21 protein-coding genes and 2 tRNA genes are annotated in these 24,312 nt (G+C 69.3%); 5 read left to right on the top strand and 18 right to left on the bottom strand.

Going from position 1 to position 24,312, the window contains the following annotated elements:
- Positions 1-163: 163 nt before the first annotated feature.
- Positions 164-862 (bottom strand): pyridoxamine 5'-phosphate oxidase family protein, encoded by a 699-nt coding sequence (locus H5T77_RS10670; protein ID WP_292648700.1) that lies wholly within the window; start codon positions 860-862, stop codon positions 164-166.
- Between the two features lie 73 nt (positions 863-935).
- Here H5T77_RS10670 and pdxR point away from each other — a divergent pair, with 73 nt between their 5' ends.
- The gene (gene pdxR, locus H5T77_RS10665; protein ID WP_292648699.1) at positions 936-2,324 is read left to right on the top strand and encodes a MocR-like pyridoxine biosynthesis transcription factor PdxR; all 1,389 of its coding nucleotides are present in this window, start codon (positions 936-938) and stop codon (positions 2,322-2,324) included.
- On the opposite strand, the gene H5T77_RS10660 is transcribed toward pdxR, so the two are convergent.
- Genes H5T77_RS10660 through H5T77_RS10650 form a run of 3 tightly spaced genes read right to left on the bottom strand, consistent with a single transcriptional unit; the run spans position 2,321 to position 4,437 of the window.
- Positions 2,321-2,587: a competence protein CoiA family protein gene (locus H5T77_RS10660; protein ID WP_292648696.1), complete on the bottom strand. Its 267-nt coding sequence runs from the start codon at positions 2,585-2,587 to the stop codon at positions 2,321-2,323. The genes pdxR and H5T77_RS10660 overlap by 4 nt on opposite strands.
- A gap of 10 nt (positions 2,588-2,597) precedes the next feature.
- The gene (locus H5T77_RS10655; RefSeq protein WP_292648693.1) at positions 2,598-3,005 is read right to left on the bottom strand and encodes a DUF4233 domain-containing protein; all 408 of its coding nucleotides are present in this window, start codon (positions 3,003-3,005) and stop codon (positions 2,598-2,600) included.
- Positions 2,995-4,437, bottom strand: a complete 1,443-nt coding sequence (locus tag H5T77_RS10650; RefSeq protein ID WP_292648691.1) for a bifunctional folylpolyglutamate synthase/dihydrofolate synthase — start codon at positions 4,435-4,437, stop codon at positions 2,995-2,997. The genes H5T77_RS10655 and H5T77_RS10650 overlap by 11 nt, the downstream gene beginning before the upstream one ends.
- A 102-nt stretch (positions 4,438-4,539) precedes the next feature.
- On the opposite strand from H5T77_RS10650, the gene H5T77_RS10645 reads away from it, so the two are divergent.
- A complete protein-coding gene (locus H5T77_RS10645) occupies positions 4,540-6,408 on the top strand; it encodes a M48 family metallopeptidase (RefSeq protein WP_292648688.1) in 1,869 nt (622 codons plus the stop codon).
- Between the two features lie 101 nt (positions 6,409-6,509).
- On the opposite strand, the gene H5T77_RS10640 is transcribed toward H5T77_RS10645, so the two are convergent.
- Positions 6,510-7,379, bottom strand: coding sequence for a GNAT family N-acetyltransferase (locus tag H5T77_RS10640; RefSeq protein WP_292648685.1), 870 nt, complete (start codon positions 7,377-7,379; stop codon positions 6,510-6,512).
- Between the two features lie 80 nt (positions 7,380-7,459).
- Between H5T77_RS10640 and valS the strand changes: the two genes are divergently transcribed.
- Positions 7,460-10,084, top strand: a complete 2,625-nt coding sequence (valS, locus tag H5T77_RS10635; protein WP_292648683.1) for a valine--tRNA ligase — start codon at positions 7,460-7,462, stop codon at positions 10,082-10,084.
- 253 nt (positions 10,085-10,337) lie between these two features.
- On the opposite strand, the gene H5T77_RS10630 is transcribed toward valS, so the two are convergent.
- The 5 genes from H5T77_RS10630 to H5T77_RS10610 form a co-directional block, all read right to left on the bottom strand.
- Positions 10,338-11,258 carry a hypothetical protein gene (locus H5T77_RS10630; RefSeq protein WP_292648680.1) on the bottom strand — a complete coding sequence of 307 codons (921 nt, stop codon included), beginning with the start codon at positions 11,256-11,258 and terminating at the stop codon, positions 10,338-10,340.
- Between the two features lie 144 nt (positions 11,259-11,402).
- Positions 11,403-12,695, bottom strand: coding sequence for an ATP-dependent Clp protease ATP-binding subunit ClpX (gene clpX / locus H5T77_RS10625; RefSeq protein ID WP_179656817.1), 1,293 nt, complete (start codon positions 12,693-12,695; stop codon positions 11,403-11,405).
- Between the two features lie 99 nt (positions 12,696-12,794).
- A complete protein-coding gene (locus H5T77_RS10620; RefSeq protein WP_179656816.1) occupies positions 12,795-13,400 on the bottom strand; it encodes an ATP-dependent Clp protease proteolytic subunit in 606 nt (201 codons plus the stop codon).
- 4 nt (positions 13,401-13,404) lie between these two features.
- Positions 13,405-14,067, bottom strand: coding sequence for an ATP-dependent Clp protease proteolytic subunit (locus tag H5T77_RS10615; RefSeq protein ID WP_425490912.1), 663 nt, complete (start codon positions 14,065-14,067; stop codon positions 13,405-13,407).
- A gap of 142 nt (positions 14,068-14,209) precedes the next feature.
- A complete protein-coding gene (locus H5T77_RS10610; RefSeq protein ID WP_292648676.1) occupies positions 14,210-15,220 on the bottom strand; it encodes a lipase family protein in 1,011 nt (336 codons plus the stop codon).
- A gap of 210 nt (positions 15,221-15,430) precedes the next feature.
- Here H5T77_RS10610 and H5T77_RS10605 point away from each other — a divergent pair, with 210 nt between their 5' ends.
- Entirely contained in the window at positions 15,431-16,210 is a 780-nt protein-coding gene (locus tag H5T77_RS10605; protein WP_292648673.1) for a zinc ribbon domain-containing protein, read from the top strand.
- A 96-nt stretch (positions 16,211-16,306) separates the two neighbouring features.
- Here H5T77_RS10605 and tig read toward each other — a convergent pair whose 3' ends face one another.
- The 7 genes from tig to H5T77_RS10570 all read right to left on the bottom strand — a co-directional run bounded on the left by tig (position 16,307) and on the right by H5T77_RS10570 (position 22,619).
- Complete coding sequence (gene tig, locus H5T77_RS10600; RefSeq protein ID WP_292648670.1) at positions 16,307-17,704, bottom strand: trigger factor; 1,398 nt, start codon at positions 17,702-17,704, stop codon at positions 16,307-16,309.
- A gap of 70 nt (positions 17,705-17,774) precedes the next feature.
- Positions 17,775-17,847, bottom strand: a tRNA-Pro gene (locus tag H5T77_RS10595).
- Positions 17,848-17,882: 35 nt separating this feature from the next.
- Positions 17,883-17,956: transfer RNA gene (locus tag H5T77_RS10590), tRNA-Gly, on the bottom strand.
- 113 nt (positions 17,957-18,069) lie between these two features.
- Complete coding sequence (locus H5T77_RS10585) at positions 18,070-19,149, bottom strand: PP2C family protein-serine/threonine phosphatase (protein WP_292648666.1); 1,080 nt, start codon at positions 19,147-19,149, stop codon at positions 18,070-18,072.
- 69 nt (positions 19,150-19,218) lie between these two features.
- A complete protein-coding gene (locus tag H5T77_RS10580) occupies positions 19,219-20,076 on the bottom strand; it encodes an Fpg/Nei family DNA glycosylase (RefSeq protein ID WP_292648664.1) in 858 nt (285 codons plus the stop codon).
- Positions 20,077-20,083: 7 nt separating this feature from the next.
- The gene (locus H5T77_RS10575; RefSeq protein ID WP_292648661.1) at positions 20,084-20,602 is read right to left on the bottom strand and encodes a ribose-5-phosphate isomerase; all 519 of its coding nucleotides are present in this window, start codon (positions 20,600-20,602) and stop codon (positions 20,084-20,086) included.
- Positions 20,603-21,356: 754 nt separating this feature from the next.
- Positions 21,357-22,619, bottom strand: a complete 1,263-nt coding sequence (locus H5T77_RS10570) for an HNH endonuclease signature motif containing protein (RefSeq protein ID WP_292648659.1) — start codon at positions 22,617-22,619, stop codon at positions 21,357-21,359.
- Positions 22,620-23,257: 638 nt separating this feature from the next.
- Here H5T77_RS10570 and H5T77_RS10565 point away from each other — a divergent pair.
- Entirely contained in the window at positions 23,258-23,800 is a 543-nt protein-coding gene (locus H5T77_RS10565) for a GNAT family N-acetyltransferase (protein ID WP_292648656.1), read from the top strand.
- On the opposite strand, the gene H5T77_RS10560 is transcribed toward H5T77_RS10565, so the two are convergent.
- Positions 23,797-24,306 carry a hypothetical protein gene (locus tag H5T77_RS10560; RefSeq protein ID WP_292648653.1) on the bottom strand — a complete coding sequence of 170 codons (510 nt, stop codon included), beginning with the start codon at positions 24,304-24,306 and terminating at the stop codon, positions 23,797-23,799. The genes H5T77_RS10565 and H5T77_RS10560 overlap by 4 nt on opposite strands.
- Positions 24,307-24,312 lie beyond the last annotated feature (6 nt).

Genomic DNA, 24,312 nt, shown 5'->3' with positions numbered 1-24,312 from the left:
AATCGGTAGTTGTGGCGGCCCGAATCGGTAGTTGTGGGCGACGAAAGTAGATCTTCGTCGCCCACAACTACATTCTCGGCCCGCAGGATCTACGGACTCGCAGCGCCACAACTACCGATTCGGCCGGTGGGGCCGGGCTGGGGCGAGCTGGCTTTCGGCAGGCTCACGAGATCGCCTCAGCGCCCAGCTGGGCGGCGCGACGTACGACGTCCTCCGGGGGTGCGCCCTCCGCGTCGTCGGCCGTGACCGGGGCGGCGGCGACTCGGTGGATCGGGATCACGCCCGCCCAGGTGCCGGAGTCGATGTCGGCGGGGTCGTCGACCGGCCCCTCGGCGCGCGCCTTCATCGACGCCTCGGCGAGCGGGAGGGCGATGACGGCGGTCGCGGCGAGCTCCTTGCGGGTGGCGGGGCGCAGCGTCGCCCAGCGACCGGGGATCATCTGGTCGACGACCAGCGCGAGGGCGTGCTCGCGTTCGCCGGAGTCCTCGACCAGACGCGGGCGGCCGATGACGACAGCCGAGCGGTAGTTCATCGAGTGGTGGAACCCGCTGCGTGCCGCGACCAGACCGTCGAGCTCGGTGATCGTGACGCACACGTCGCGCTCCAGCGCCCGCGCGAGCCAGCCGGCGGCCACCGAGCCGTGCAGGTAGAGCGAGCCGCCGGCGTCCGGGCCGTCGAGATCGAAGCCGTACGCCGTGGGCAGGACGACCGGGTGGGCATCCCCGCCCGACCCGACGATGATGCCGAGGTGGGCGACGAGTGCCTCACCGAGGAAGGTGTGGAGTCGCTCGCGGTCGGTGACGGCGCGGTTCTTGCCTCGACTGACCTGGGTGCGTGGGGTGGGTGACAACGTCGTGCTCATGGCACCATCCTGATAGCGAAGTGGCCTGCGCACACGGGCCAATTCTGACTGACTCCGACAGGCCATTCGAACGATGCTTCCCGTGACTCTCGACCGCACCTCCAGCGAGCCGCTGCCCGCCCAGCTCGCCGGCCAGGTCCGCTCACTGGTGCTCTCCGGCACTCTCGGGACCGGCGACCGGCTGCCCTCAAGCCGCGCCCTCGCCGCAGACCTGGGCGTCTCGCGCGCGGTGGTCGAGCAGGCCTATGACCAGCTCACCGCCGAAGGCTGGCTCGAGGCCCGCCGCGGGTCGGGGACGTACGTCGCCACGACCCACACCACGATCACCGCAGCAGCACCCCAGATGACGTCTCGGCCGACCGGGGCGACGTCTCGGCCGACCGGGGCGACGTCTCGGCCGACCGGCGTGACGTCTCGGACGACCGGCGTGACGTCTCGGCTGGATACGGGCACGCCGTTCTTCGACCCGCGGCTGGAGCTGGGGTGGCGGCGGGCCTGGCGGGAGGTCTCGGTGACCGCCCCGCCCCGCGGCTACGACGACCCGCGGGGGCTGCCCGAGCTGCGCGAGGCGCTGGCGGCGAGGCTCGGGCGCACCCGCGGCATGGACCTCCACCCGGACGAGATCATCGTGACCGCCGGCACCACCGACGGGCTCCGCGCCCTCCTACCTGAGCTGCGCCCGGGACCGGTGGCGGTCGAGGATCCGGGCTACCGGGCCGCGGCCGAGACGGTGCTCACCTACGGCCGCGAGGTCGTCGACCTGCCCGCCGTGGAGACGGTCGGTGACCTCGGCGACGCGGTGGCTGCGTACGTGACCCCGGCGCACCAGCACCCCCTGGGAAGGGTCATGCCGGCGACCGACCGGCTGGCGCTTCTCGAGGCCGCCCGGCGCGCGGAGGCGGTCGTGATCGAGGACGATTACGACTCGGAGTTCCGCTACGACGTCGCGCCCGTGCCCGCGATGGCGACGCTGGACCGCGGCCGCGTGGCCTATCTCGGCACCGCGGCGAAGTCGGTCGTCCCGACTCTCCGCCTGGGCTGGCTGGTCGCCCCGCCCGACCTGCACGAGCTGGTCCTGCGCCGCCGCACCATCACCCACGCCGGGGCCGCCTGGCCCTCCCAGCGTGCGTTGCTCACCCTGCTCCGCGACGGCTGGCTCGACCGGGCCGTACGCTCCGCCCGCCGTGTCTACGCCGAGCGTGCCCCGCGGGTCGCCGAGGCGATGGGCCCCTACGCCGGTCTCGCCGGTCCGTTGGCGGGCATGTACTCCACCTGGCTGCTGCCCGAGACCGACGCCGTCCGGGCCCGCGACGCCGCGAGAGCCGCCGGCTTCGAGATCAACCTGCTCTCCGGCTACGCCCGCACCAGCGGGCTGACCGGCCTGGTGATCGGCTTCGGCGGGGTCAGCGACACCGAGCTGGACCAGGCGCTCACGGCCGTCACCGGCGCGCTGCGAGGTTAACGACCCGGCCCGTCGTCCTCGATCAGGTCGAAGAGATTCTCCAGGCTGTCCGGGTCGTCCTCGCCACCGCCGACGGACCAGCCGGTGCTGGTGCGCCGCAGCTGCGCGCCGACGAGCCGGCACGACTCCCCGGCCTTGTGAGCGTAGTGAGCCGTCCGGGTCCGCGGACGCCGCAGCACCAGCGCGTTCCCGCACGCCGGGCACAGCGCCCAGTCGGTCGCCGCCTCGTCCGTCGCCATCTGCAGCTCGTCGCGCTCGTACACAACCGCAAACCTACCTGGGCTCGGACTCTTCCCCGGTCGATTCCTCGGCGAGGATCTGGTCGAACGCCTCGAAGGCTGCCGCGCGCTCACGCTCGATCTTGCGACCGAGGAAGTCGGCCAGGCCCCACAGGAACGCGAAGATCACGCCGACGACGAACATGACGGGGATCAGGAAGCCCATCCCGATCGCGACGACCTGCAGCGCCCAGCCGAGCCAGTAGGCCCACGGGCGACGCAGAAGACCAGCCACGATGATGCAGGCCACGAAGAAGCCGAGGCCGAGCGGGACCGCCAGCCCGGCAGGAACCCCACCGATGGAGATCATCACCGGCGTGGCCAGCGCGACCGCGAGCCCTTCCATCGACACGATCGCGGCGCACATCCCGCGCCGCGGCGACTTCTCCCGCTCAGTCGTCATCTGCGTCAGCGTCCAGATAGGCCGCCAGCTCGGGGTCCTCGGTCGGCACGACCCGAGCGGTCGCCGCCGAGACACCGGACGAGCTGCGCTTCCCCAGCAACGTACGCGCCTCGCCCGCGGTCACCACGGAGCCGGTCACGAGGATCGCGCCCTCGGAGATCGAGCCGCCGGCGGAGGACTCCGACAGACCCATCGCGGCGTCGATGGCGTCGGCGAGGCGGGGAACGACCGAGACCCGCTCCTCGCCGTAGAGCTCGACGGCGATCTTGCCGAGCTCGACGGCGGGAAGAGCGCGCTCGGTGGAGTTCTGGGTGACGACGAGATGCTCGAGCACGGGCTCGAAGGCCACGAGCAGACCCTCGACGTCCTTGTCCTCCATCACGCCGATGACACCGACGACACCGGAGAAGGAGAACGAGTCCTCCAGGGCGGCGACCGTTGCCTCGGCACCGGCCGGGTTGTGGGCGGCGTCGAGCAGGATGGTCGGCGACGATCGCACGATCTCCAGCCGCCCGGGCGAGTCGACCTTGGCGAAGGCGTCGCGCACGATCTCGTCGCCGAGCACGGTCTCACCCAGGAGCGCCTCGACCGCGGCCAGGGCCGCTGCCGCGTTCTGCGCCTGGTGGGCGCCGTAGAGGGGCAGGAAGAGGTCCTCGTACGTCCCGTGCAGTCCGCGCAGCGTGATGATCTGTCCGCCCACGGCCGGTGTCCGGGACACGACCGCGTAGTCGGTGCCCTCCCACAGCAGCCGGGCACCGACCTCGGCGGCGTGCTGGTCCAGCACGGCCGCGACATCGACGCTCTGATCGGCGATCACCGCGACGCCTCCGGGCTTGATGATCCCGGCCTTCTCCCGGGCGATCGCGACCGGTGTGTCACCGAGGTACTTCGCATGGTCGATCGAGATCGGGGTCACCACCGCCACGTCGGCGTCGGCCACGTTCGTGGCGTCCCAGCCGCCGCCCAGCCCGACCTCGACGACGGCGACGTCGACCGGGGCCTCGGCGAACTTCGCGTACGCCATCCCGACCGTCGTCTCGAAGAAGGACAGCGGGTGCGGCTGGTCGTCGTCGACCATGCTCAGGTAGTGGGCGACGTCGTTGAACGCGGCTACGAAGTCGTCGTCCGACAGCGGCTCGCCGTCGATCGAGATCCGTTCGTTGATCCGCTCCACGTGCGGCGAGGTGAACCTCCCCACCCGCAGGTCCAGGGACCGCAGCAGCGTGTCGATCATCCGGGAGGTGGAGGTCTTGCCGTTGGTGCCGGTCAGCTGGATGATCCGGAACGCGTTCTGCGGATCACCCAGGATCTCGACCAGTGCACGGATCCGGTCCAGGGAAGGCTCGAGGCGGGTCTCGGGCCAGCGCGACTGCAGCGCTTCCCAGACCTCCTCGATCGTGGCCGCCAGGCGCGGCGCGGGAGTCTCACTCATCAGGTCGAGTCTAAGCCGTGGCCGCTTCCCTGCGAATTGCCAGACCCGCTACCCTCCACCTGATCTCGGACTGATCCCCATCCCCCACAAGGTCCACCATTCATGCGTACGCTCCGGGCTGCTCTCGCACTCTCGCTACTGGCCGGTGCCTACGTGTCGGCTGCCCTCGTCCTCCTCGTCCAGCAGGTGGTCCCAGGGCGCCGCTCCGCGACCGCGGCGGACCCCGGTGGACTCGTGCTCACCGAGCAGGACCAGCCGGCGCTGTGGGCGGAGGTCCGCCAGCTGGCCGACGCCGTCGGGACCCGCTCTCCCGACGAGATCCGGCTGGTGCCGGAGGTCAACGCGGCGGTCAGCGAGGAGACCAGCCTCCTCGGGTTCCGGGCCGGCACCCGGCGCATGTTCCTCGGCGTACCTCTCCTCCAGGGGCTCTCCCGCAACCAGCTCCAGGCCGTGCTCGCCCACGAGCTGGGTCACCACAGCACCACCCGCTCCCGGCTCGGCCCCCTCGTCCACCGCAGCCGCCTGGCGATCGCCGAGGTCGCCGCCGGCCTCGCCAACCCGCTGGCGAAGCGGCCCTTCCGGACGTACGCCCGGCTCTTCTTCGCCCTCACCCGCCCGCTCGCGCACGCCCACGAGATCGACGCCGACCGGCTCAGCGCCATGGTCACCGGTCCACGGACCGCGGCGGTCACCCTGCGCACGCTCCCGGCGCTCGACGCCGCCTGGCACATCTACCTCGAGCAGTACGTCGAGCCCGGCACCCACTACGGGCTGCGACCCACCCGCTTCTTCGACAGCTTCACCCACCTGATGAGCGACCCCGAGCGCCTCGAGGAGCTCGCCAGGATCAGCGCGACGCCACCCGAGACGGCGGCGTCGGCCTACGACTCGCACCCGCCCCTGTCGGAGCGGATCGAGCGACTGGAGGCGATGGCCTCCGCAGACGAAGCGGACGAGGCGGACAAGGCGGACAAGGCGGACAAGGCGGACAGGTCCGGCAACGCCGCCAGCGTCCTGCGGTATCCGTCCCAGAGCTTCCTCGCCCTCGAGGACAAGACGTTCGCCGGCTCGGGCCTGACCCCGGCGCCGATGGCCGAGATCGTGAGCCTCGCCGGTGCCCGTGCCGCGGCGGTCGACGCAGAGATCCTCCTGAACGCGATGCGGGCGAACCGGATTGTGCCGGCGACGGTCCGTGGTGCGCTCGACCTGATCGCCTCGGGCAACCTCGAGATCCTCCTGGGTCTGGTCGAGGTCGATCCCACGACCGCAGCGGATCCTGGCAGCACGGCGGGCGACACGCGACGGAAGGTCATCGCCCGCCTCCTCGGCGCCGCCATCGCCCACGAGCTGGTCGGCGAGGACAAGGCCCGCTTCGACCTCAGCTGGGCGGGCCCGTGGCGGCTGGTCGACATCGCGGGCCAGGAGGTCGACCCGGAGGGCCTCGCCCAACAGGCCCTCGACTCCCCCGGCTACGCCGCCGCGCTGCGCGCCTGGGTCTACCAGCTCGACGTGCAGGCCGACGCCGGGACCGCGGCCCGGACACGGGACCCACGGCGTCAGGCGCCGGCCGCTGACGGCTACATCGGCGCCTTGGCCCCGGTCTCCGGCGCCGGCTTCCGTACGCTGCTGCTGACCGACGCCGGCCTGATGCTGCTCAAGCCGTCGGGATCCGACCGTCTCGCCACCGGGCTGGCCACGGTGACCTCCGGCTCGCCCGGCAGAAAGCTGATCCAACGAGCCTTGGACAGGCCACCCGCCGAGCTCGCCGCGACGCCTCAGGCCGCCTTCGTCCCCTGGGATCGGATCCGCGCGATCCACCTCAAGCACGGCACCAGCGGCCGCCTCACTGCGGACATCACCACCGCCGCCGGCGACGGCTGGTCCCTGCACTGGACCGACGCCGCCGAGGAGGAGGGTCACCTCTGGCCCGCCGTAGACCACTACCTCGGCCGCCGCTTCACCGTCGACTGAGACGCCGAGCCGGCTCGTCCTGACCGTATTCCCCGCCGAGTCGGCTCGTCTTGACGAGCCGACTCGGCGGGAATCTCGTCAGTTCGAGCCGACTCGGCAGGTCAGGAAACGATCGTGTGGTTGGCCATGTCGACGACGGGCCGGTAGCCGATCTTGGCGTACACGTGGTTGGAGACCGGGTTGTCCACGTCGGTGAAGAGGCACAGCCGGGTGCCGTCCGCGCCGAGACGACGCGAGGCCTCGGCAGTCACCGCCGTCCCGTAGCCGCGGCCTCGCTGCTCCTTCGGCGTGTAGACCGGCGCGATCCGGACCACCCCGTGGGCCGGCAGGGTCGCACCGACCAGGGACACCACCTCGCCGTCGACCTCCCACAGCAGCAGGAACTCCTCGATCCGGCGCCGCACCTCGTCCTCGCTCACGGCGGCGTGCTCGTGGGCGTAGTCCTCGTTCTCGGACTGCTCCCGGGCCGCACGCCCGAAGTCGCTCAGCCAGTCCCGGCACAGCTCGAGATCGTCGTACGTCGCCGGTCGGGCGTGCCCGGGCACGCCCGAGGGCATCACCAGCGAGCCGAGCTCGTGCAGGCGCGACGCCATCGCGACGCCCACCCGGCCGCCGGTGAGCCGGACGGTCTCCTCCGCCACCGTCCGGGCGGCGGGTAGCGCGCCGTTGGCCCCACCGGCGTACTCGCCCCTCTCGTGCACCGCCCGCGCCAGCTCGAGCGCCGCCCACTCGGGCATCGGGCAGACGTAGAGCGGGTACGGCTCGAAGCCGGCCGTCCGCATCGCCGCGCCCACGACCCGGCCACCCTCCCGGGCGACCGCGAACCAGCGGTACGGCCCCTCCCGGGCCACCCGGGTCGCCTTCTCAGCGTTGGTGGCGAGCACGTTGGCGGCCACCGGCTCCCCGGCGAGGTAGTCCCGCGCGACGGCGAGGAACTCGGCTGGATCGGTGAAGAACTCGATGGTGCCCATGCACCGAAGCATGGCGAGTGCGCAACGCCGGTCTCAACCGGTTTCGCGCCAGCAACCGCGCGCCCATAGGATTTGGTCCCATGACTGAGACCACGCCCACGCAGACCGCACCGGAGACGACTACGCCCGCTGAGCAGCGCGTAGTCGCCGTACCGGACAAGCCGGTCCTCGAGGGCCTGGAGGCCAAGTGGGCCGAGCGGTGGAAGAACGAGAAGACGTACGCCTTCGACCGCACCCAGCCGCGCGAGAACGTCTATTCGATCGACACCCCGCCGCCGACCGTCTCCGGCAGCCTGCACGTCGGCCACGTGTTCTCCTACACCCACCCCGACCTGATCGCCCGCTTCCAGCGGATGAACGGGAAGTCGGTCTTCTACCCGATCGGCTGGGACGACAACGGCCTGCCGACCGAGCGCCGGGTGCAGAACTACTTCGGCGTCCGCTGCGACCCGAGCCTCCCCTACGACCCCGACTTCACCCCGCCCGAGAAGCCGGACCCGAAGCGCCAGATCTCCATCAGCCGCCCCAACTTCGTCGAGCTGTGCAACCAGCTCGTCGTCGAGGACGAGAAGGTCTTCGAGGACCTGTGGCGCACGCTGGGCCTCTCCTTCGACTGGGACCAGCAGTACACCACCATCGGCAAGGTCTCCCAGACCGCCTCGCAGCGGGCGTTCCTGCGCAACCTCGCCCGCGGTGAGGCCTACCTGCAGGAGGCGCCGACCCTGTGGGACGTCACCTTCCAGACCGCTGTCGCCCAGGCCGAGCTCGAGGCCAAGGACTACCCCGGCTTCTTCCACCGGGTCGCGTTCCACCGCGCTGACGGCACCCCGGTCCACATCGAGACCACCCGTCCCGAGCTGATCCCGAGCGTCGTCGCGCTGATCGCGCACCCCGACGACGACCGCTACAAGGACCTGTTCGGCTCGACCGTCACCTCGCCGATCTTCGGTGTCGAGATCCCGGTCCTGCCCCACGAGGCCGCGGAGATGGACAAGGGCGCCGGCATCGCGATGAGCTGCACCTGGGGCGATCTCACCGACGTCCAGTGGTGGCGAGAGCTCAACCTGCCCGCCCGAGCCCTGATCGGCCGCGACGGCCGCTTCTCCCGCGACACCCCGGAGTGGATCACCAACGAGGCCGGTATCGCTGCGTACGAGGACCTGAAGGGCAAGACGGTCCACTCGGCCCGCGAGGCCGTCGTCGCGATGATCCGCGAGTCCGGCGACCTCGACGGTGAGCCGAAGAAGACCCAGCGGATGGCCAACTTCTACGAGCGTGGCGACAAGCCGCTCGAGATCGTCGCCAGCCGGCAGTGGTACATCACCAACGGCGGCCGCAACCCCGAGCTGCGCGAGAAGCTGCTGGCCCGCGGTGGCGAGCTGACCTGGCTGCCCGAGCACATGCGCCACCGTTACGACAACTGGGTCGGTGGCCTCGCCGGCGACTGGCTGATCTCCCGGCAGCGCTTCTTCGGCATCCCCTTCCCGGTCTGGTACGCGCTCGACGCCGAGGGCAACCCCGACTATGCCAAGCCGCTGCTGCCGAGCGAGGACCAGCTGCCGATCGACCCGTCCACGGACGTCCCGGCCGGATACGAGGAGGCGCAGCGCGGCAAGCCCGGCGGCTTCCAAGGCGACCCGGACGTGATGGACACCTGGGCGACGTCGTCGCTGACCCCGCAGATCGCCGCCGGCTGGGAGTCCGACCCCGACCTGTTCAGCCGGGTCTACCCGATGGACCTGTGCACCCAGAGCCACGAGATCATCCGCACCTGGCTCTTCGGCCGCATCGTCCGCGCTCACCTCGAGGACGGCACCGTCCCGTGGAGCCACGCGATGATCGCCGGCTGGATCCTCGACCCCGACCGCAAGAAGATGTCGAAGTCGAAGGGCAACGTCGTCGTCCCGACCGAGATCCTCGACAAGTTCGGCGCCGACGCCGTTCGCTGGCGGGCCGCGCTGACTCGCCCGGGGATGGACTCGCCGTTCGACGAGACCCAGATGAAGGTCGGTCGCCGACTGGCGATGAAGATCCTCAACGCCTCCAAGTTCGTCCTCGGCAACGTCGGCGCGAGCACCCTCAACCCGGTCGCGATCACCCAGCCGGTCGACTGCGCGCTGATGGCTCGCCTCAAGGAGACGATCACCAAGTCGACCGACGCCTTCTCCGCCTACGACTACTCCACGGCGCTGGAGACCTCGGAGAAGTTCTTCTGGGAGTTCTGCGACGACTACCTGGAGCTGGTCAAGGAGCGTGCCTACGACGAGGACGGCGGCCTCGCCACCGAGTCCGCGCGCGCCACCCTCGCCACCGCTCTCCACGTCCAGCTCCGCCTGCTGGCCCCCTTCCTGCCGTACGTCACCGAGGAGGTCTGGTCGTGGTGGCAGACCGGTTCGGTCCACACCTCGGCGTGGCCGCGTGAGCTCGAGCTCGGCACCGCCGCCGCCGCAGACCCGGCGACGCTCGACGCCGTCGCGGCGACGCTGACCGGGATCCGTGGCGCGAAGTCCACCGCGAAGGTGAAGATGCGTCACCCGCTGGCCAAGGCCGAGGTCACCGGCCCCGCCAAGCTGGTCAAGGACGCCGAGGCCGCCGCGCCTGACCTCAAGCGGGTCGGCAACATCGTCGGCGACCTGTTCTTCACCGTCGACGAGAACGCCACGGCCATCTCCGTAGCCGCCGAACTCGCCGACGAAGTCGGCTAGTTCCAGGTGGAGGAGATCGAGCAGCGGCGCGGCTGAGCTTGCGAAGCCGCGAACCCGCGTGTCGAGATCAAATCCACCGCTGGCGGAGGTCCCCGAGGAGGCCTGAGGCACCGACGGAATCAGAACGAACGGAGCAGGCCCCGGACCGCGATGCGGTCCGGGGCCTGCCTCGTCCCTCACTCCGACCAAGCGCCCGGGGGGACTCGCTCGGCCGGTCACTCTGGCGTGGTGCTGGTCGCCATCGGAGTGATCTCTACTGCACCGACTTCTCGGCGCAAGTCTTCTCGTCCTTGCTGCCGTCCTTCGGCTGCTCCGACCGCTCCGGCGGCTCCGTCGTCTCAGCGTCGGACGGCTCGGCGGAATCGGTAGAGGCCTCAGGGTCGGCTGCGGGCGACGACCCTACCGGTGTCTTCGGCTCAGTGCACGCCTCGCCGCACTCCGGCGTGGCCCGCGGCTCGGGAGCCTCGCTCGCCCCCGGCAGCTCCTTGAGGTCCTCGGCGATCGCTGCGGTGAGCTCGCAGACGCCCTCCACGATCCGCTCGGCCTCGGAGCCCGGCCCGTCCGGCTTCGGGGCGGGCTCCTTCGACTCTCCGGTCGACTCCTCCGCCTCTCGGGCGTCCTTCGGGTCCTTCATCGGAAGCGACTCGACCGGGACGCCGGCCTCGGCGGCGAGCAGCTGCTGCAGGAACATCGGCACGGCCTGGTCGACCGGTCTGGCGTCCTTCTCGGCCACGAACGGCCACAGCAGCGGCGCCATGATGCCGGGGATCGGCCCCACGGGCGGCACCAGCGTAGGCGGCTTCGCCCCGCCCTCGTCCCCACCGGGGTCAGCCGGCTCCGCCGGCTGGTCGGGGGACGGCGCGTCGGGCTGCTGCTCGGCCGGCGGCGCGGGCGGCGCCTTCTCCGGCTTCTTCTCCGCCTGCTCATCGGGCTCAGCGGCGGCGCCCTGGCCGGTGTCCCCGTTCTCCTCCGCCGCGGCGCTGGGAATCTTGGACACCCCGGAGACGCCGGCAGAAGGCGCCGGCGGGATCACGGTGAACTCGGCCTGGCCCGAGAGAGTACGCGGCACTCGGTGCAACGAGGAGACGTCCGGGCTGAGGGTCTGGATGATGACGAGCAGGCCGATGAGCACCACGGCGGCATAGGCCATCACCGGGCCCCTCTGGAACCTCACGTGCCCACTTCCCTACCGAGTGACGGACCTGTAAAGGTACAGATGATCATCAGTGCGTATTGTGTCCGACCGCCCGGGCCGATAACGACCCGGACGGCGGAAATGACCCAAACGGACTAGGGCCGTGACTCTCGAGTCCCGGGTCTAGGCCGACTTCTTCTTGGTCTCCTTCTCGCGAGTCACGAGCGTCGGCATCTCGCCGTCGTCGACCACCTCGCGGGTGACGATCACCTTGCCGACGTCGCCGCGGGAGGGCACGTCGTACATCACGTAGAGGAGGACCTCCTCGATGATCGCCCGCAGGCCACGGGCGCCGGTGCCGCGCTCGAGGGCCTTGTCGGCGATGGCGGTGATCGCGTCCTCGGTGAACTCGAGGTCGACGCCGTCGAGGTCGAAGAGCTTCTGGTACTGCTTGACCAGCGCGTTGCGCGGCTCCGTCAGGATCTGCACCAGCGCAGCCTGGTCGAGCTTCTCGACGCTCGCGATCAACGGCAGCCGGCCGATGAACTCCGGGATCAGCCCGAACTTGGTCAGATCCTCGGGGCGAACGAGCTTGAGGAGGTCCTCGGACTCCTTCTCGGCCTTGCCGCGCACCTCGGCGGTGAAGCCGAGGGTCTTCTTGCCGACGCGCTGCTCGATGATGTGCTCCAGACCGGCGAAGGCACCGCCCACCACGAAGAGGATGTTGGTGGTGTCGATCTGGATGAACTCCTGGTGCGGGTGCTTGCGGCCACCCTGCGGCGGCACCGAGGCGGTGGTGCCCTCGATGATCTTCAGCAGCGCCTGCTGCACGCCCTCACCGGAGACGTCGCGCGTGATCGAGGGGTTCTCCGCCTTGCGGGCCACCTTGTCGATCTCGTCGATGTAGATGATGCCGGTCTCGGCCTTCTTGACGTCGTAGTCGGCGGCCTGGATCAGCTTGAGGAGGATGTTCTCGACGTCCTCACCGACGTACCCGGCCTCGGTCAGCGCGGTGGCATCCGCGATCGCGAACGGGACATTGAGCATCCGAGCCAGCGTCTGCGCCAGATAGGTCTTGCCGCACCCGGTCGGGCCGATCACCAAGATGTTGGACTTGGCGACCTCGACCTGCTCCTCCTTGGCGTGCTTGCCGGGGCCCTGCGGGCCTCCGGGCTGCAGACCGGCCTGGACGCGCTTGTAGTGGTTGTAGACCGCCACCGCGAGCGACTTCTTCGCCTGCTCCTGACCGATGACGTAGGAGTTGAGGAAGTCGAAGATCTCCTTCGGCTTGGGGAGGTCGGCGATCTCCACCTCGGAGCCCTCGTTGAGCTCCTCCTCGATGATCTCGTTGCAGAGATCGATGCACTCGTCGCAGATGTACACGCCGGGACCCGCGATGAGCTTCTTGACCTGTTTCTGGCTCTTCCCGCAGAAGGAGCACTTCAGCAGGTCACCTCCGTCGCCGATGCGTGCCACGAGTGGCCTTCCTTCCCCGACTTGACTGCTAGGTCCGAATAATTACTGACGGTACCCCGCGCCGCGCCTTCGATGTGGGAGCGGCGCGGGGCCCGAGGGTCAAACGAGCGCCGGCGTCTTGAGCGACTCGAGGACCGAGTCGATCAGGCCGTACTCCACTGCCTGAGCGGCGGTGAGGATCTTGTCGCGCTCGATGTCGTGGCTGACCTCGTCCATCGACTTGCCGCTGTGGTCGGCGATCATCTTCTCCAGCAGCTCGCGCATCCGGAGGATCTCGTTGGCCTGGATCTCGATGTCGGAGGTCTGGCCGAAGGTGCCCTCGGTGTACGGCTGGTGAATCAGGATGCGGCTGTTGGGAAGCGCCATCCGCTTGCCGTGCGTGCCCGCGCCGAGCAGGATCGCGGCCGCCGAGGCGGCTTGGCCGATGCAGACGGTCTGCACGTCCGGCTTGATGAACTGCATCGTGTCGTAGATCGCGGTGCAGGCGGTGAACGAGCCACCCGGGCTGTTGATGTAGATCGAGATGTCCTGGTCCGGGTTCATCGACTGCAGGCAGAGCAGCTGGGCGATGACCGCGTTGGCGACATCGTCGCTGATCGGGGTGCCCAGGTAGATGATCCGGTCCTCGAAGAGCTTGGCGTAGGGGTCGATCCGGCGCACGCCGTAAGACGTACGCTCCTCCCACTGCGGGATGTAGTAGTTCATGTCGTCAGTCCTTCTTGTGGGCGGGGCGGCCCTCGTCAGAGGCTTCCTTGGCACTCCGGATCACCTGGTCGACCAGGCCGTAGTCGAGCGCCTCGGCAGCGGTGAACCAGCGGTCGCGGTCGGCGTCGACAGTCACCTGCTCGACACTCTGACCGGTGTGCTCGCTGATCAGATCGAGCAGCACCTTCTTGATGTGCAGCGACTGCTGGGCCTGGATCTTGATGTCCGAGGCCGATCCACCCATGCCCGAGGAGGGCTGGTGCATCATGATCCGGGCGTGGGGAAGCGCGTAGCGCTTGCCCTTCGCGCCGGCGCAGAGCAGGAACTGCCCCATCGAGGCGGCCAGCCCCATGCCGACGGTGGCGACATCGTTGGGGATGTAGTTCATCGTGTCGTAGATGGCCATGCCGGCATCCACCGAGCCACCGGGCGAGTTGATGTGGAGGAAGATGTCGGCCTCCGGGTCCTCAGCGGAGAGCAGCAGGAGCTGCGCGCAGATCGCGTTCGCGTTCGCGTCACGGACCTCGGAGCCGAGGAAGACGATGCGCTCCCGCAGCAGTCGGGTGTAGATGTTGTCGTCGAGAAGGCTCAGACCACCGCCGTTGCCGCCCAGGCTCGGGGAGAGCCCTGGGGCACCGGCGTGAGCGTCAGCCGCGCTGGAGTCGATGTTCACAGGATCGACACTAGCCGCCGAAGCCAGTTGTTCCACGGCTGGTGTGCCGTTGTTCGCCGACGGCAGAACTGTGCTGTTGGCGATTGCTCCGCAATCGGCGCAGCGCGCCGGAGCCGGAAGGAGCGCGAGTGCCGCGCTAGGCGAGCCAGCGCAGCAGGGCGTCGTGCACCGCCGGGTGGTTCGACAGCGGCGTCTCGGCGGTCGAGAGGGTGAAGCGCTCCGCGGTCGGGAACAGGTCACGCACCCGTCGCGACCGCAGCGGGGTCTTGTGTCGCCACCACAGCATCTCCCCGAAGAGGCGCCCGACCCGGTTGGGCCGCGAGGTCGCCTTGTCGGTGACCAGCAGATAGTCCACGTCCGGCCGCGGCGGCAGCATCGCCTCGTCCGGCCCGACCACCGCGATCCCGGCCAGATGCTCGTCGATCTGCTTGCCGACCCCGCGCGAGATCGGAGCGGAAGTGACCGCATAGGGAGTCGTGCCGAGCGCGATCAGCTCAGAGACGTACGTCGTCCATGGCCGGGCTCCAGGGGTGGCCACCCCGAGCGCGTTGCGGGCGATCAGACCACCGCCGGCGTACCCGACCAGGACGATGCGCGGTGAGCCGGCGGCATCGCTGTGCGGCTCCGCCGCCAGGGCGTCTAAGCACTCCTGGATCCGGCTGCTGAGCGCGACCGCGGCGGAGACCGACTTGGTGCCGGCCGACACATGCAGGTGCAGCGGCAGCCAGCCGAGCAGCTCGGCGAGCCGATCGGCGTACGTCGCACCGGTCGCCTGGGAGCCTTCGTCCCACACCGTCTCGTCCTTGCCCGACGGCGGGACCAGGACCAGGACCCGAGGGCTCGCCCCGGCGAGCTGGTGCGCAGCGGCCCACTCCCGCGCGCTGACCGTGCGGCCGTCATGGCGCACCGCGACAGCCGGCCCGGACTCGGTGCCGGCGACGCCGCGGACGATCGGGGTCGCGAGCGCGAACGGGGCCACGAACGGACGCCGCGCGAAGGCGGTGATGCGCCAGGCGAACCTCGCCAGACCGACGAGGCCGGCCACCCTGCCCTGACCGCGATCGAGCTGCTCCTCGGCTTCGGGGTCCACCGGGGTGTCCTCGACGTTGAGGACCACGGCGCGGACGGTCTCGGGACTGGAGCTCACGCTTGGAAGCGTAGAGCCTGAGCCCGGGCGGAGGACTCACCTGTGCCGCCTGACAGGCGCGTCTGTGCCTCAGATCACATCGCACCACCCGCATTCCGTACGTTTGCGTTCACTCGCGCGTATGGTGTCTGTGATGCTGTTGTTACGGATGTTGCGTGACGATGGCGGTCTTCACGGGTTACCGTCGGACTGGGAAGGGGGTGTCGGTCAGTGGGCGACGAGTTGGAGTCACACTGCCCGTCGTGCGGTGATTCGCGGGTTCCCGGGGCCATCTACTGCATCGGCTGCGGCGCTCCGCTGCTGGCTCCCCCGGAGCCCCACCGCCCGCTCTTCGTGGACGAGATCAGCGACGAGACCGCCACCCCGCGGAGCACGCGCGGCTTCTTCTTCGACGACGCTCCCCCGCCACCTCCGGCAGGACGCAAGGGCCGCACCGCCGCGATCCTGACCGTGATCGCGGTGCTCGTGCTCGTGGCCGGGGCACTCGGGTTCATCTTCGGCAAGGACGGGGTCGACCCCGCACGACCCGAGGCGAACCCTTCGACCGACCCCGCCGGGAGCGAGCCCGCGAGCAAGCCTTCGCGCACCCCATTGGGCGAGCCAACCCTGGATCCGAACGCCCCTCCCGAGAACCAGCTGCTCCGGATCTCCCGCCTCGACACCGAGGCCGCCAGCAAGCTCATCGGCAGCTGGATCCCCCAGCTCGCGGCGGTCGGCGCAGGCGACGGCGGCGACGCCGACTGGCACAAGGCGCTGAACCGCTACCAGGAGATCAAGACCGACCACCCCGACGTGCTGCTCCTCGACACCGGCGAGTGGCCCAGCTCGTACGTGAAGCCGGGGATGTACGCCGTCGTCGTGCCCTATCCCAGCGACACCTCCGGGCCCGCGCTGGAGTGGTGCGTCGAGCAGGGCCTGTCCCGGACCGACTGTGCAGCCAAGCGCCTGGAGGTCTCGGGAGCCCCGACGGACAACTACGACTCCCAGTAGATCCGCCAGCAGTAGATCCGCCAGGCTCCATCCACCAGGCGTCACAGACGAAACCGCCCCTGCCCGGATCGGGCAGGGGCGGCGTACGTCTGATGCTCAGGCGTCAGCCTTCTCGGCGGCCTCGTCGCTCTCGTCGCTCTCGTCGGCGGCCTCTGCCTCGGGCTCGCCGATGGTGCCGTCAGGACGGAGGTTCTTCAGCTCGACGTGGTTGCCGGACTCGTCGACGACCGTGGCGGCCTCGACCAGCTGGGCGAGCGCCTTGCCGCGCAGGATCTCCTGGACCAGCTCGGGCACGTGGTTGTGCTCGAGCATGTGGTTGACGAACTCCTGCGGGTCCTGACCGGACTGCTGCGCACGGCGCATCATGTGCTCGGTCAGCTCCTGCTGCTCGACACCGATCTCCTTCTCCTTGGCGATCTGGTCGAGGATCAGCTGGGCGGCGACGGCGTCACGAACGCGGCGCTCGAGGTCGGCCTCGAACTCCTCGATCGTCTGCTCCTCGTCCTCGAGGTACTTCTCGAAGGTGAGGCCGGCGAAGCCGAGCTGCTGCTCGATGCCCTCGCGACGGGCGTTGAGCTCGTCGGCGACGATGGTCTCCGGAAGCGGGATCTCGACCTTCTCCAGGAGCGCCTCGAGGACGGCGTCGCGGGCGGCAGCGGCCTGCTCGAGGCGCTTGCCGTTGCCGAGGCGGCCGCGAACGTCCTCCTCGAGCTCCTTGACGGTGTCGAACTCGCTGGCGAGCTGGGCGAACTCGTCGTCGTACTCCGGGAGCTCCTGCTCCTGCACCTGGTTGACGGTGACGTTGACGTCGACCTCCTGGCCGACCAGCTCACCGCCGACGAGGGTGCTCTTGAAGTCCGCGGACTCGCCGGCCGACAGGCCGGTGAGGGCCTCGTCGAGACCGTCGAGCATGCCGCCCTTGCCGACCTGGTAGCTCATCCCGACGGCCTCGGCGCCGTCGACGTCCTCGCCGTCCTTGGTCGCCTTCAGGTCGATGACCACGAAGTCGCCGTCGGCGGCGGGGCGCTCGATGTCCTTGAGGGTGCCGAAGCGCTCGCGCATCGCCTGGATCTGCTCCTCGACGTCAGCGTCGGTGAGCTCGATGTCCTCGACCTTCGCCTCGATGCCCTCGTAGTCGGGCAGCGTGATCTCGGGCTTGATGTCGACCTCGGCGGTGAACTCCAGCGTCTCGTTGTCCTCGAGCTTGGTGACCTCGATCTCGGGCTGCGCGAGCGGCTCGAGCGAGTTCTCTTGGAGGGCTTCGAAGTACATCTGCGGGAGGGCGTTGTTGACCGCCTCGGAGAGCACCGCACCGCGGCCGACCTGCTTGTCGATCACCTGGGGCGGGACCTTGCCACGGCGGAAGCCGGGGACGTTGATCTGCTTGGCGATCTGCTTGTACGCCGCGTCGAGGCTCGGCTTGAGCTCCTCGAAGGGCACCTCGACGGTCAGCTTGGCCCGGGTCGGGCTCAACGTCTCGACGGCGCTCTTCACAGGGTGTCTCCTGTCGTTTGTTTCTGAGAATGATGTCGCGTGCAGGGGCTATGAAATTTCGAGAAAGATGTCGGGGCGACAGGACTCGAACCTGCGGTCTCCTGCTCCCAAAGCAGGCGCGCTAGCCACTACGCTACGCCCCGTCAAGAGCCCCTCCCCAATCAGCGGGAATGGCACTTGGAGCGGATGACGGGAATCGAACCCGCGTAATCAGTTTGGAAGACTGAGGCTCTACCATTGAGCTACATCCGCGTACGCGAGAGCCAACGCCCTCGTGCAACCTGCGAAATCCTGCCATAGATCTGGCTCACACCTGTAACCGGCTCCCCTACTGACCGGTTGGTCCGGTCGTTTCGGTGCGGATCTCAGCGCCGTCTGCCGACCGCAACGAGTGCGCGATCGTCGGCGCTGGCGCTCATCCCCTCGAGCAGGCGGCGGGCTCCGCCACCCCGTCCGGTGACGGCGAGATGGTCGGCGGTGGCGACCAGGTTGCTGATGCCGTCCTCGAGGTCGACGCCCCGCGCCTCCACGACTCCGTCGGTGTAGAGCATCACCATGTCCCCCACGCCGAGCGTGCCTGTGCAGGCATCGAAGTCGACGTCGTCGATGAGCCCGAGCACCGGGCCGACGCTGTCGGCCTCCTCCCAGCGGCCGGTGGACGCGCGGCGTACGAGCGCGGGCGGGTGGCCGGCCGTGCGGATCTCGTAGGCGCCGTCGCTGAGGTCGATGGAGAGATAGACCGCGGTCGCGAAGCCCTCCTGCCAGTCCTGGCGGAGCAGGTAGCGGTTGGCGGCGGGAAGGAAGTCACCCGGCGGCACGGCGCCGAGGAGGCCGCCGAACGCTCCGGACAGCTGGAGCGCTCTGGTGCCTGCTCGCTCCCCCTTGCCGGAGACGTCCACGACGACCACCTCCAGCCGGTCCTCCACCCGAGCGGCCACCACGAAGTCGCCCGCGAACCGGGTGCCGCCCGCAGGCAGGACCGCCGAGTCGGCGAGCCACCCCGGAGGCATCGGGGGGATCGCACCCTGGTCGAGCCGGTGGGTCAGGTCGAGCAGCATGAGCTCGTCGCTCAGGCCGCCGACCCCGAGGTAGGTGCGGCGCATCGCGACGGACAGCACGATCGCGCCGAGCAGGAAGTGCACCCCGATGGAGGCGGCGTCGCGGTCGGAGAGCGTGACCCGGCTGGCGGCCACCACGATCATCACCATCACGAAGACGACGAACCAGCTGAGCGTACGCGGGCCGAGCAGCACCGCACCGAGCAGCAACGGCACCGTGAGCACCGCCACCGGGACCACCTGCAGCCAGCCGACCTGAGCCGCCGCGAGCACCGTCAGCAGGACGGTGAGCAGTCCGAGCCACAGCACCGCTCGCAGCTCCGGGTCGCGGAACCTGCGGCGGATCGCGTTGCTCCGCAAACGGCCTGCGAAGGCATGGCTCGACATGGCCTCACTCTAGGTCTCGAGGTGGGGGCTGCGTGGTCGTTCTCGCAGGCCGGAGAGTAGTGCGGGCTCCTACTTCGCGTTCGTGCGGGGCCGGTAGGTGCGCTGGCACTTCGGACACCAGAAGAGGTTGCGCTGCTGCAGCTCGACGGTGCGTACGTTCGTGCCGCACACCAGGCAGGGCTGACCGCTGCGGCGGTAGACGTAGACCTCGCCGCCGTGGTCGTCCTTGCGCGGCGGGCGACCCATCGCCTCCGGCGTGTGCTCCTCGCGGACGGTGTCGATGCGGTTCGCCTGGACGCCGAGCTTCATCAGCTCGACCAGGTCGTCCCAGATGGCGTCCCACTGCTTCCGGCGCAGGGTGTTGCCCGGTCGCATCGGGTCGATCCGGTGCCGGAAGAGCACCTCGGCCCGGTAGACGTTGCCCACTCCGGCCAGGACGGACTGGTCCATCAGCAGCGCGCCGATGCTCGTGCGGCTCCGGCTGATCCGCAGCCACGCCCGGCCAGGGTCGGCGTCGTCGCGCAGCGGGTCCGGCCCGAGCTTCGCGACCACGGCGTCACGCTGGGCCGCGGTGACCAGGTTGCAGGTGTTGGCGCCACGTAGGTCTGCGTACGTCCCGCTTCCGGTGGTCGACCCTGCCGAGACCAGGCGGAGCCTGACCTGGCCGACGGGAAGAGGGGGCTCGGCGGTGTAGGGCAACAGGTCGAGCTTGCCGTAGAGGCCGAGGTGGATGTGGACGTGCTGCTCCCCCGGGAACTCGACGAACAGCTGCTTGCCCCAGGCCTCGGCCCCGACGAGGACCTGACCGTCCAGGAGTGCGGCGGAGTCCGCGAACCTGCCCTGCGGGCTGCTGACCCGGACCTGCTCGCCGGCGAAGGCACCGCTCAGGTCGAGGGCGAGGCGGTGGAGGGTGTGCCCCTCGGGCATCGCCGGATCAGTCCTGGTCCTCGGCCGGCCCCAGGCCCTTGGCCGAGTCGGGAAGCGCCGGCCGCACGCCGTCGGCGTCGTAGGCGTGGAGCTGGTCGATACGGCGTACGTGCCGCTCCTCGTCGCTGAACGGCTCGGCCAGGAAGATCTCGACGAACTTCGTCATGTCCTCGAGACTGTGCATCCGGCCACCGACCGCGACGACCTGAGCGTTGTTGTGGTCACGGGCGAGCTTGGCGGTCTCCTCGCTCCAAGCGAGCGCGCACCGGATCCCGGTCACCTTGTTGGCCGCCATCTGCTCACCGTTGCCCGACCCCCCGATCACGACCCCGAGGCTGTCGAGCCCCTGCTCCCGATCGCGGACCACACCCTCTGCCGCCCGGATGCAGAAGACCGGGTAGTCGTCGAGTGCGTCATAGACGAACGGGCCATGGTCGACAGGCTCATAGCCGAGCTCCGTCAGACGGTTGATCAGATGGGACTTCAGTTCGAGACCGGCGTGGTCACAGCCGATGTGGACGCGCATGGCGTCCATCCTCTCTTACGGGCGGCTCAACTTCGGATTTGGTGGGTTGGTGTTTTTCTGAGGGTGGGGCCGCCGACCCTGTATTGGATGGTGTTCACGCCGAATCCCGGAGTAAAGGACGGCCTTCGGCCGCCGGCTTCGCCGGTCGCCTGCGGCGATCCTTGACACCGTGATCCGTCGAGAATTTTGGCTGGCTATCGGGTCGGCGGCGGGGTTTGGCGCAGCGAGTTCGGGTTGGGTACGGGCTTGGGGACCGGGGTTGGCCGGTCCTGCCAGGAGAAAGGTCTGCCGGGCGCTGTACTAGACGATGACACCTTGTGAATCGATCACAAGGCTGCCCCAACAGGCGGATGACCCACGGGACGGGGTTTTCCGATTCTTTCGCACCGTCCCTTCCCGGACGGAGGTTCCCCACCCTCCCGGGCGTGGGGAAGTTGCGTTGGAGTGGGGAGAGAATCTGCACGAGTGGGAAAGGTCCGCCGGCTCGGGAGCACCCGGCCGGATGGGCGGCCAAGTCCCGAGGAGTAATGGCCGCAGTGGGCGGTGGCACGTGGGCGGTGGCAGGAGGGCGTGAGTCCTTCCCAGCCTCCCGTGAATGGGGGTCGACCAGATCCGAGCCGTTGACGCGATGCCACCCAGGTCCACATCAACGGCGCAAGCAGAGCCGGCCTGGCCCAGGGCAGGCGAAAGTGCCCGCGCATAGCCGGGGGACTTGGCGGGACGACCGCTGCGGGGGTGGTCTCGACGTGCCGGTTTAGGGCCGCCGGGTGAACCGGACGGTGCCGTCGGGCAACCGCTCATGAACGTAGGCAGGGTTGTGCGCCAGACGATGATGGTGCGGACACAGCAGGACCCCGTCCTTCAGATCCGTTCTCCCGCCGGCGGCCCAGGGTTTGAAATGGTGGGCGTCACACCACTCCGGTGGCATGTCACAGCCCTCGGCCTGGCAGCACTTCTGCTGCAACCGGAGCGCTTTGCGCTGGATCGGCACGAAGACCCTGCTCCCACGGCCCATGTCCAGCACCTCACTGTCCCCGCCGAGGACCCAGGGGATGATGGTGGCGTTGCATGCCATCCTGCGGGCCTCGGCGGCGGTGATCGTGGTGCCGTTGGTCTCGTCGAACCCGAGGGTGGCGGTGCCGAGGTCTTTGCGGAGCTCCTCGAGGGAGATCACCACGTTGACCACGGTCGCGTCACCACCGTGCCTGGGCAGCGCATTCGGGTCGACGGTCTCGATCAACCGCGCGAACCCCTGACCCATCAACCGCTCCCACGGCGGCAACGGAGCACCCTTCTCGACCAGCTGCTGCTTGCGCGGTTGGGCCCAGGCCTCGACCTGCTTCTTGAACCGCATCCCGATCGACACAGGCAGTACACCCTCGAACCCGACGGTTCCATCGCCGTTGTCCCACACGCGTAGCGCGGTCTTCTGCTGGGCACGCTCTTCTTCAGCGAGAAGGGCTTTGGCTTCGGCTTCCTCGAACCGGGCGGGGTCGACCTCGACCAGGATCCGCTTACCGACGATCCGCAGTTCCTTGGCGGTGAACTGGGTCGCGTAGTCGACCAGCAACTTCTCAGCCAAGACCAGATGCTCGCGGGTGGCCAACGGGTCGGCCTCGACCTTGTCGAGCGCTTTGGTGATCACTCGGGCCTTCGCCTCGGAGACGACACCGGCAGCAAGGCCGGCAGAAACCAACTCATATCTCGCCACTCCCGCAGCGAGCTTGATCTGCGAACGAGCGGCGCCCTTGTCGACTAGCAGCTCGGCACGCATCCAGGAGGAGGCGTCCTTGTCGCCAGTCTCTGCGGCGATATCCCCAGAGACAGCGAGCACCCGCAGCGTCAATGCAGCTTGTTGTGCTTGGAGCTTCTCCACCTTCGCGAGGTAGTCCTTCTTCTGACTGGTGCGCCAGTAGGTCGGGTCCATCGCAAGGAGTTCTTCAAGGGAGGTTTCGATGGCAGCAAGAGCCGACGAGACGAGGTCTCCCGGGCTGGTGCCCCAGTGGTCGATGCTCACTGCTGTCACCTCCCTTCAAAGGCGTGTCGTAGTGCCTCCGATTCTACTCCCAGCAAGCCTTCTTGAACACCTATCTGTGCAGGTCAAACCAACTTTTCGCGGTGAGCGAACGCCCTCAAACCTGTGGACGCTAAGTGGCCCGAAGGGCCACCCCTGCCACCCCACGCGCATCACCGTTCCCAAGCGAGAATGCGCTGCGCCACACCCGGGCCGCCGCCCCGATAGCCAGCCAAATCTTTCTCGAGGGAGCCCGGTGTCAAGGACCGCGAAGCGGCCGGCGTAGCCGGCGGCCGAAGGCCGTCCTTTACTCCGGGTTTCCTCGAGAAGACCCTCGAAGCCGGGTCGGCGGCCCACACCGGCCTTCGGGTGGGACGTTCCGGCAGGGAGGTCTCGACAGGCTCGACCACCGAGGCGACCGTGTTGGTCTCGACACGCCTCCGCCTAGCGGCTCCGGCGGCTCGACCACCGGGGGGCGGTCTCTACAAGCTCGACCAGCGGGGCGAGGTCTCGACAAGCTCGGGCCAGCGGGGCGGGGTCTCGACAAGCTCGGGCCAGCGGGGCGAGGTCTCGACAAGCGGGACAGGAAGGTCTCGACAAGCTCGACCACCGACGTCCCACATCCGCTACCGTCCAACCGCATGAAGCCCCTCGGTGCCGTCCCCTGGCCCCCGACCCCGATCGTCACCGAGCGCCTGACCCTCCGAGAGACCAGGACCGAAGACAGACCAGCACTGGCCGAGCTGCTCTCGTCCGAGATCGTGCAGGCATACCTCGGCGGCCCACAGCACACCCGCGAGCAGCTCGAGGAGCTGATCCCGGTCGACCCGAACACGAGACCGGGCATCTTCGCCGTTGAACGCGACGGCGAGTTCATCGGAAGGATCACGGTCCAGCGCCGGGATCCGGCATGGGCACACCACGTACGCGACGAGGGCGACGAAGTGGAGATCGGCTGCGAATTCCTACCCACGACGTGGGGCGCGGGTGTCGCGAACGAGGCAGTCCGGGCGGTCCTCGGCTGGATCGACGCGACGCTCCCCGGCGAGCCCGTCGTCCTCACCACCCAGGTCGCCAACGAGCGCTCGCTCCGGCTCGCACGAAGGCTCGGGTTCGTCGAGGTCGAGCGGTTCACCGCGTACGGCGCGGAGCAGTGGTTCGGCCACCTCGAAGATCGACCCTAGTCGTCGGTCTCCAGGATGTTGGCCGTCCACAGCCCGAGGACGATCGGGAGCAGTACGCCCCAGATCGGCTGGAGGTCGGCGAACCCCTCGGGCGAGTCCCCGATCACGACCAGCCAGCACGACAGCGTCACGACCGACCCGACACACGCTGCGATCCCGGCGGCGAGGCGGGCCGCACCGCCCCGCTGTACGGCGAGCACGATCGCGAGCACCGGAGCCGAGACCACGAACAGGAGCGCCACGTAGAGCGCGATCGCGAGCCAGGTGAACGACGCGGGCAGACCGTCGGAGGCGTCTCGCGCATCTGCGATCCACTGGATGGCCGCCCAGATGTTGAGCTGGCGGTCGACGTCCCCGTCGTCGTCGGCCAGCCGGACCACCGGCGACGCGAGGGTCGCGACCACCAGCGCGAGCACACCGAGCAGCTGTGTACGTCGCAGCCGCGAGGCGGTCTCCTCGTTCCCACGAAGCGCAGAGCGGATCAGACCGTCCGAGTTGTTCGTCACCGCCGC

It is taken from the genome of Nocardioides sp. (assembly GCF_014360585.1).
GTDB lineage: Bacteria > Actinomycetota > Actinomycetes > Propionibacteriales > Nocardioidaceae > Nocardioides.
The sequence above is the reverse complement of the archived record's forward strand: the minus strand, read 5'-3'. Positions and strand labels throughout refer to the sequence as shown.

Coding starts and splice junctions, on each gene's coding strand:
- H5T77_RS10580 (WP_292648664.1), bottom strand. CDS start 20,076: ATGCCCGAGGGGCACACCCTCCACCGCCTCGCCCTCGACCTGAGCGGT.
- H5T77_RS10650 (WP_292648691.1), bottom strand. CDS start 4,437: ATGAGTGAGACTCCCGCGCCGCGCCTGGCGGCCACGATCGAGGAGGTC.
- H5T77_RS10565 (WP_292648656.1), top strand. CDS start 23,258: ATGAAGCCCCTCGGTGCCGTCCCCTGGCCCCCGACCCCGATCGTCACC.
- valS (WP_292648683.1), top strand. CDS start 7,460: ATGACTGAGACCACGCCCACGCAGACCGCACCGGAGACGACTACGCCC.
- H5T77_RS10585 (WP_292648666.1), bottom strand. CDS start 19,149: ATGTCGAGCCATGCCTTCGCAGGCCGTTTGCGGAGCAACGCGATCCGC.
- H5T77_RS10645 (WP_292648688.1), top strand. CDS start 4,540: ATGCGTACGCTCCGGGCTGCTCTCGCACTCTCGCTACTGGCCGGTGCC.
- H5T77_RS10620 (WP_179656816.1), bottom strand. CDS start 13,400: ATGAACTACTACATCCCGCAGTGGGAGGAGCGTACGTCTTACGGCGTG.
- H5T77_RS10655 (WP_292648693.1), bottom strand. CDS start 3,005: ATGACGACTGAGCGGGAGAAGTCGCCGCGGCGCGGGATGTGCGCCGCG.
- H5T77_RS10670 (WP_292648700.1), bottom strand. CDS start 862: ATGAGCACGACGTTGTCACCCACCCCACGCACCCAGGTCAGTCGAGGC.
- H5T77_RS10575 (WP_292648661.1), bottom strand. CDS start 20,602: ATGCGCGTCCACATCGGCTGTGACCACGCCGGTCTCGAACTGAAGTCC.
- pdxR (WP_292648699.1), top strand. CDS start 936: ATGCTTCCCGTGACTCTCGACCGCACCTCCAGCGAGCCGCTGCCCGCC.
- H5T77_RS10640 (WP_292648685.1), bottom strand. CDS start 7,379: ATGGGCACCATCGAGTTCTTCACCGATCCAGCCGAGTTCCTCGCCGTC.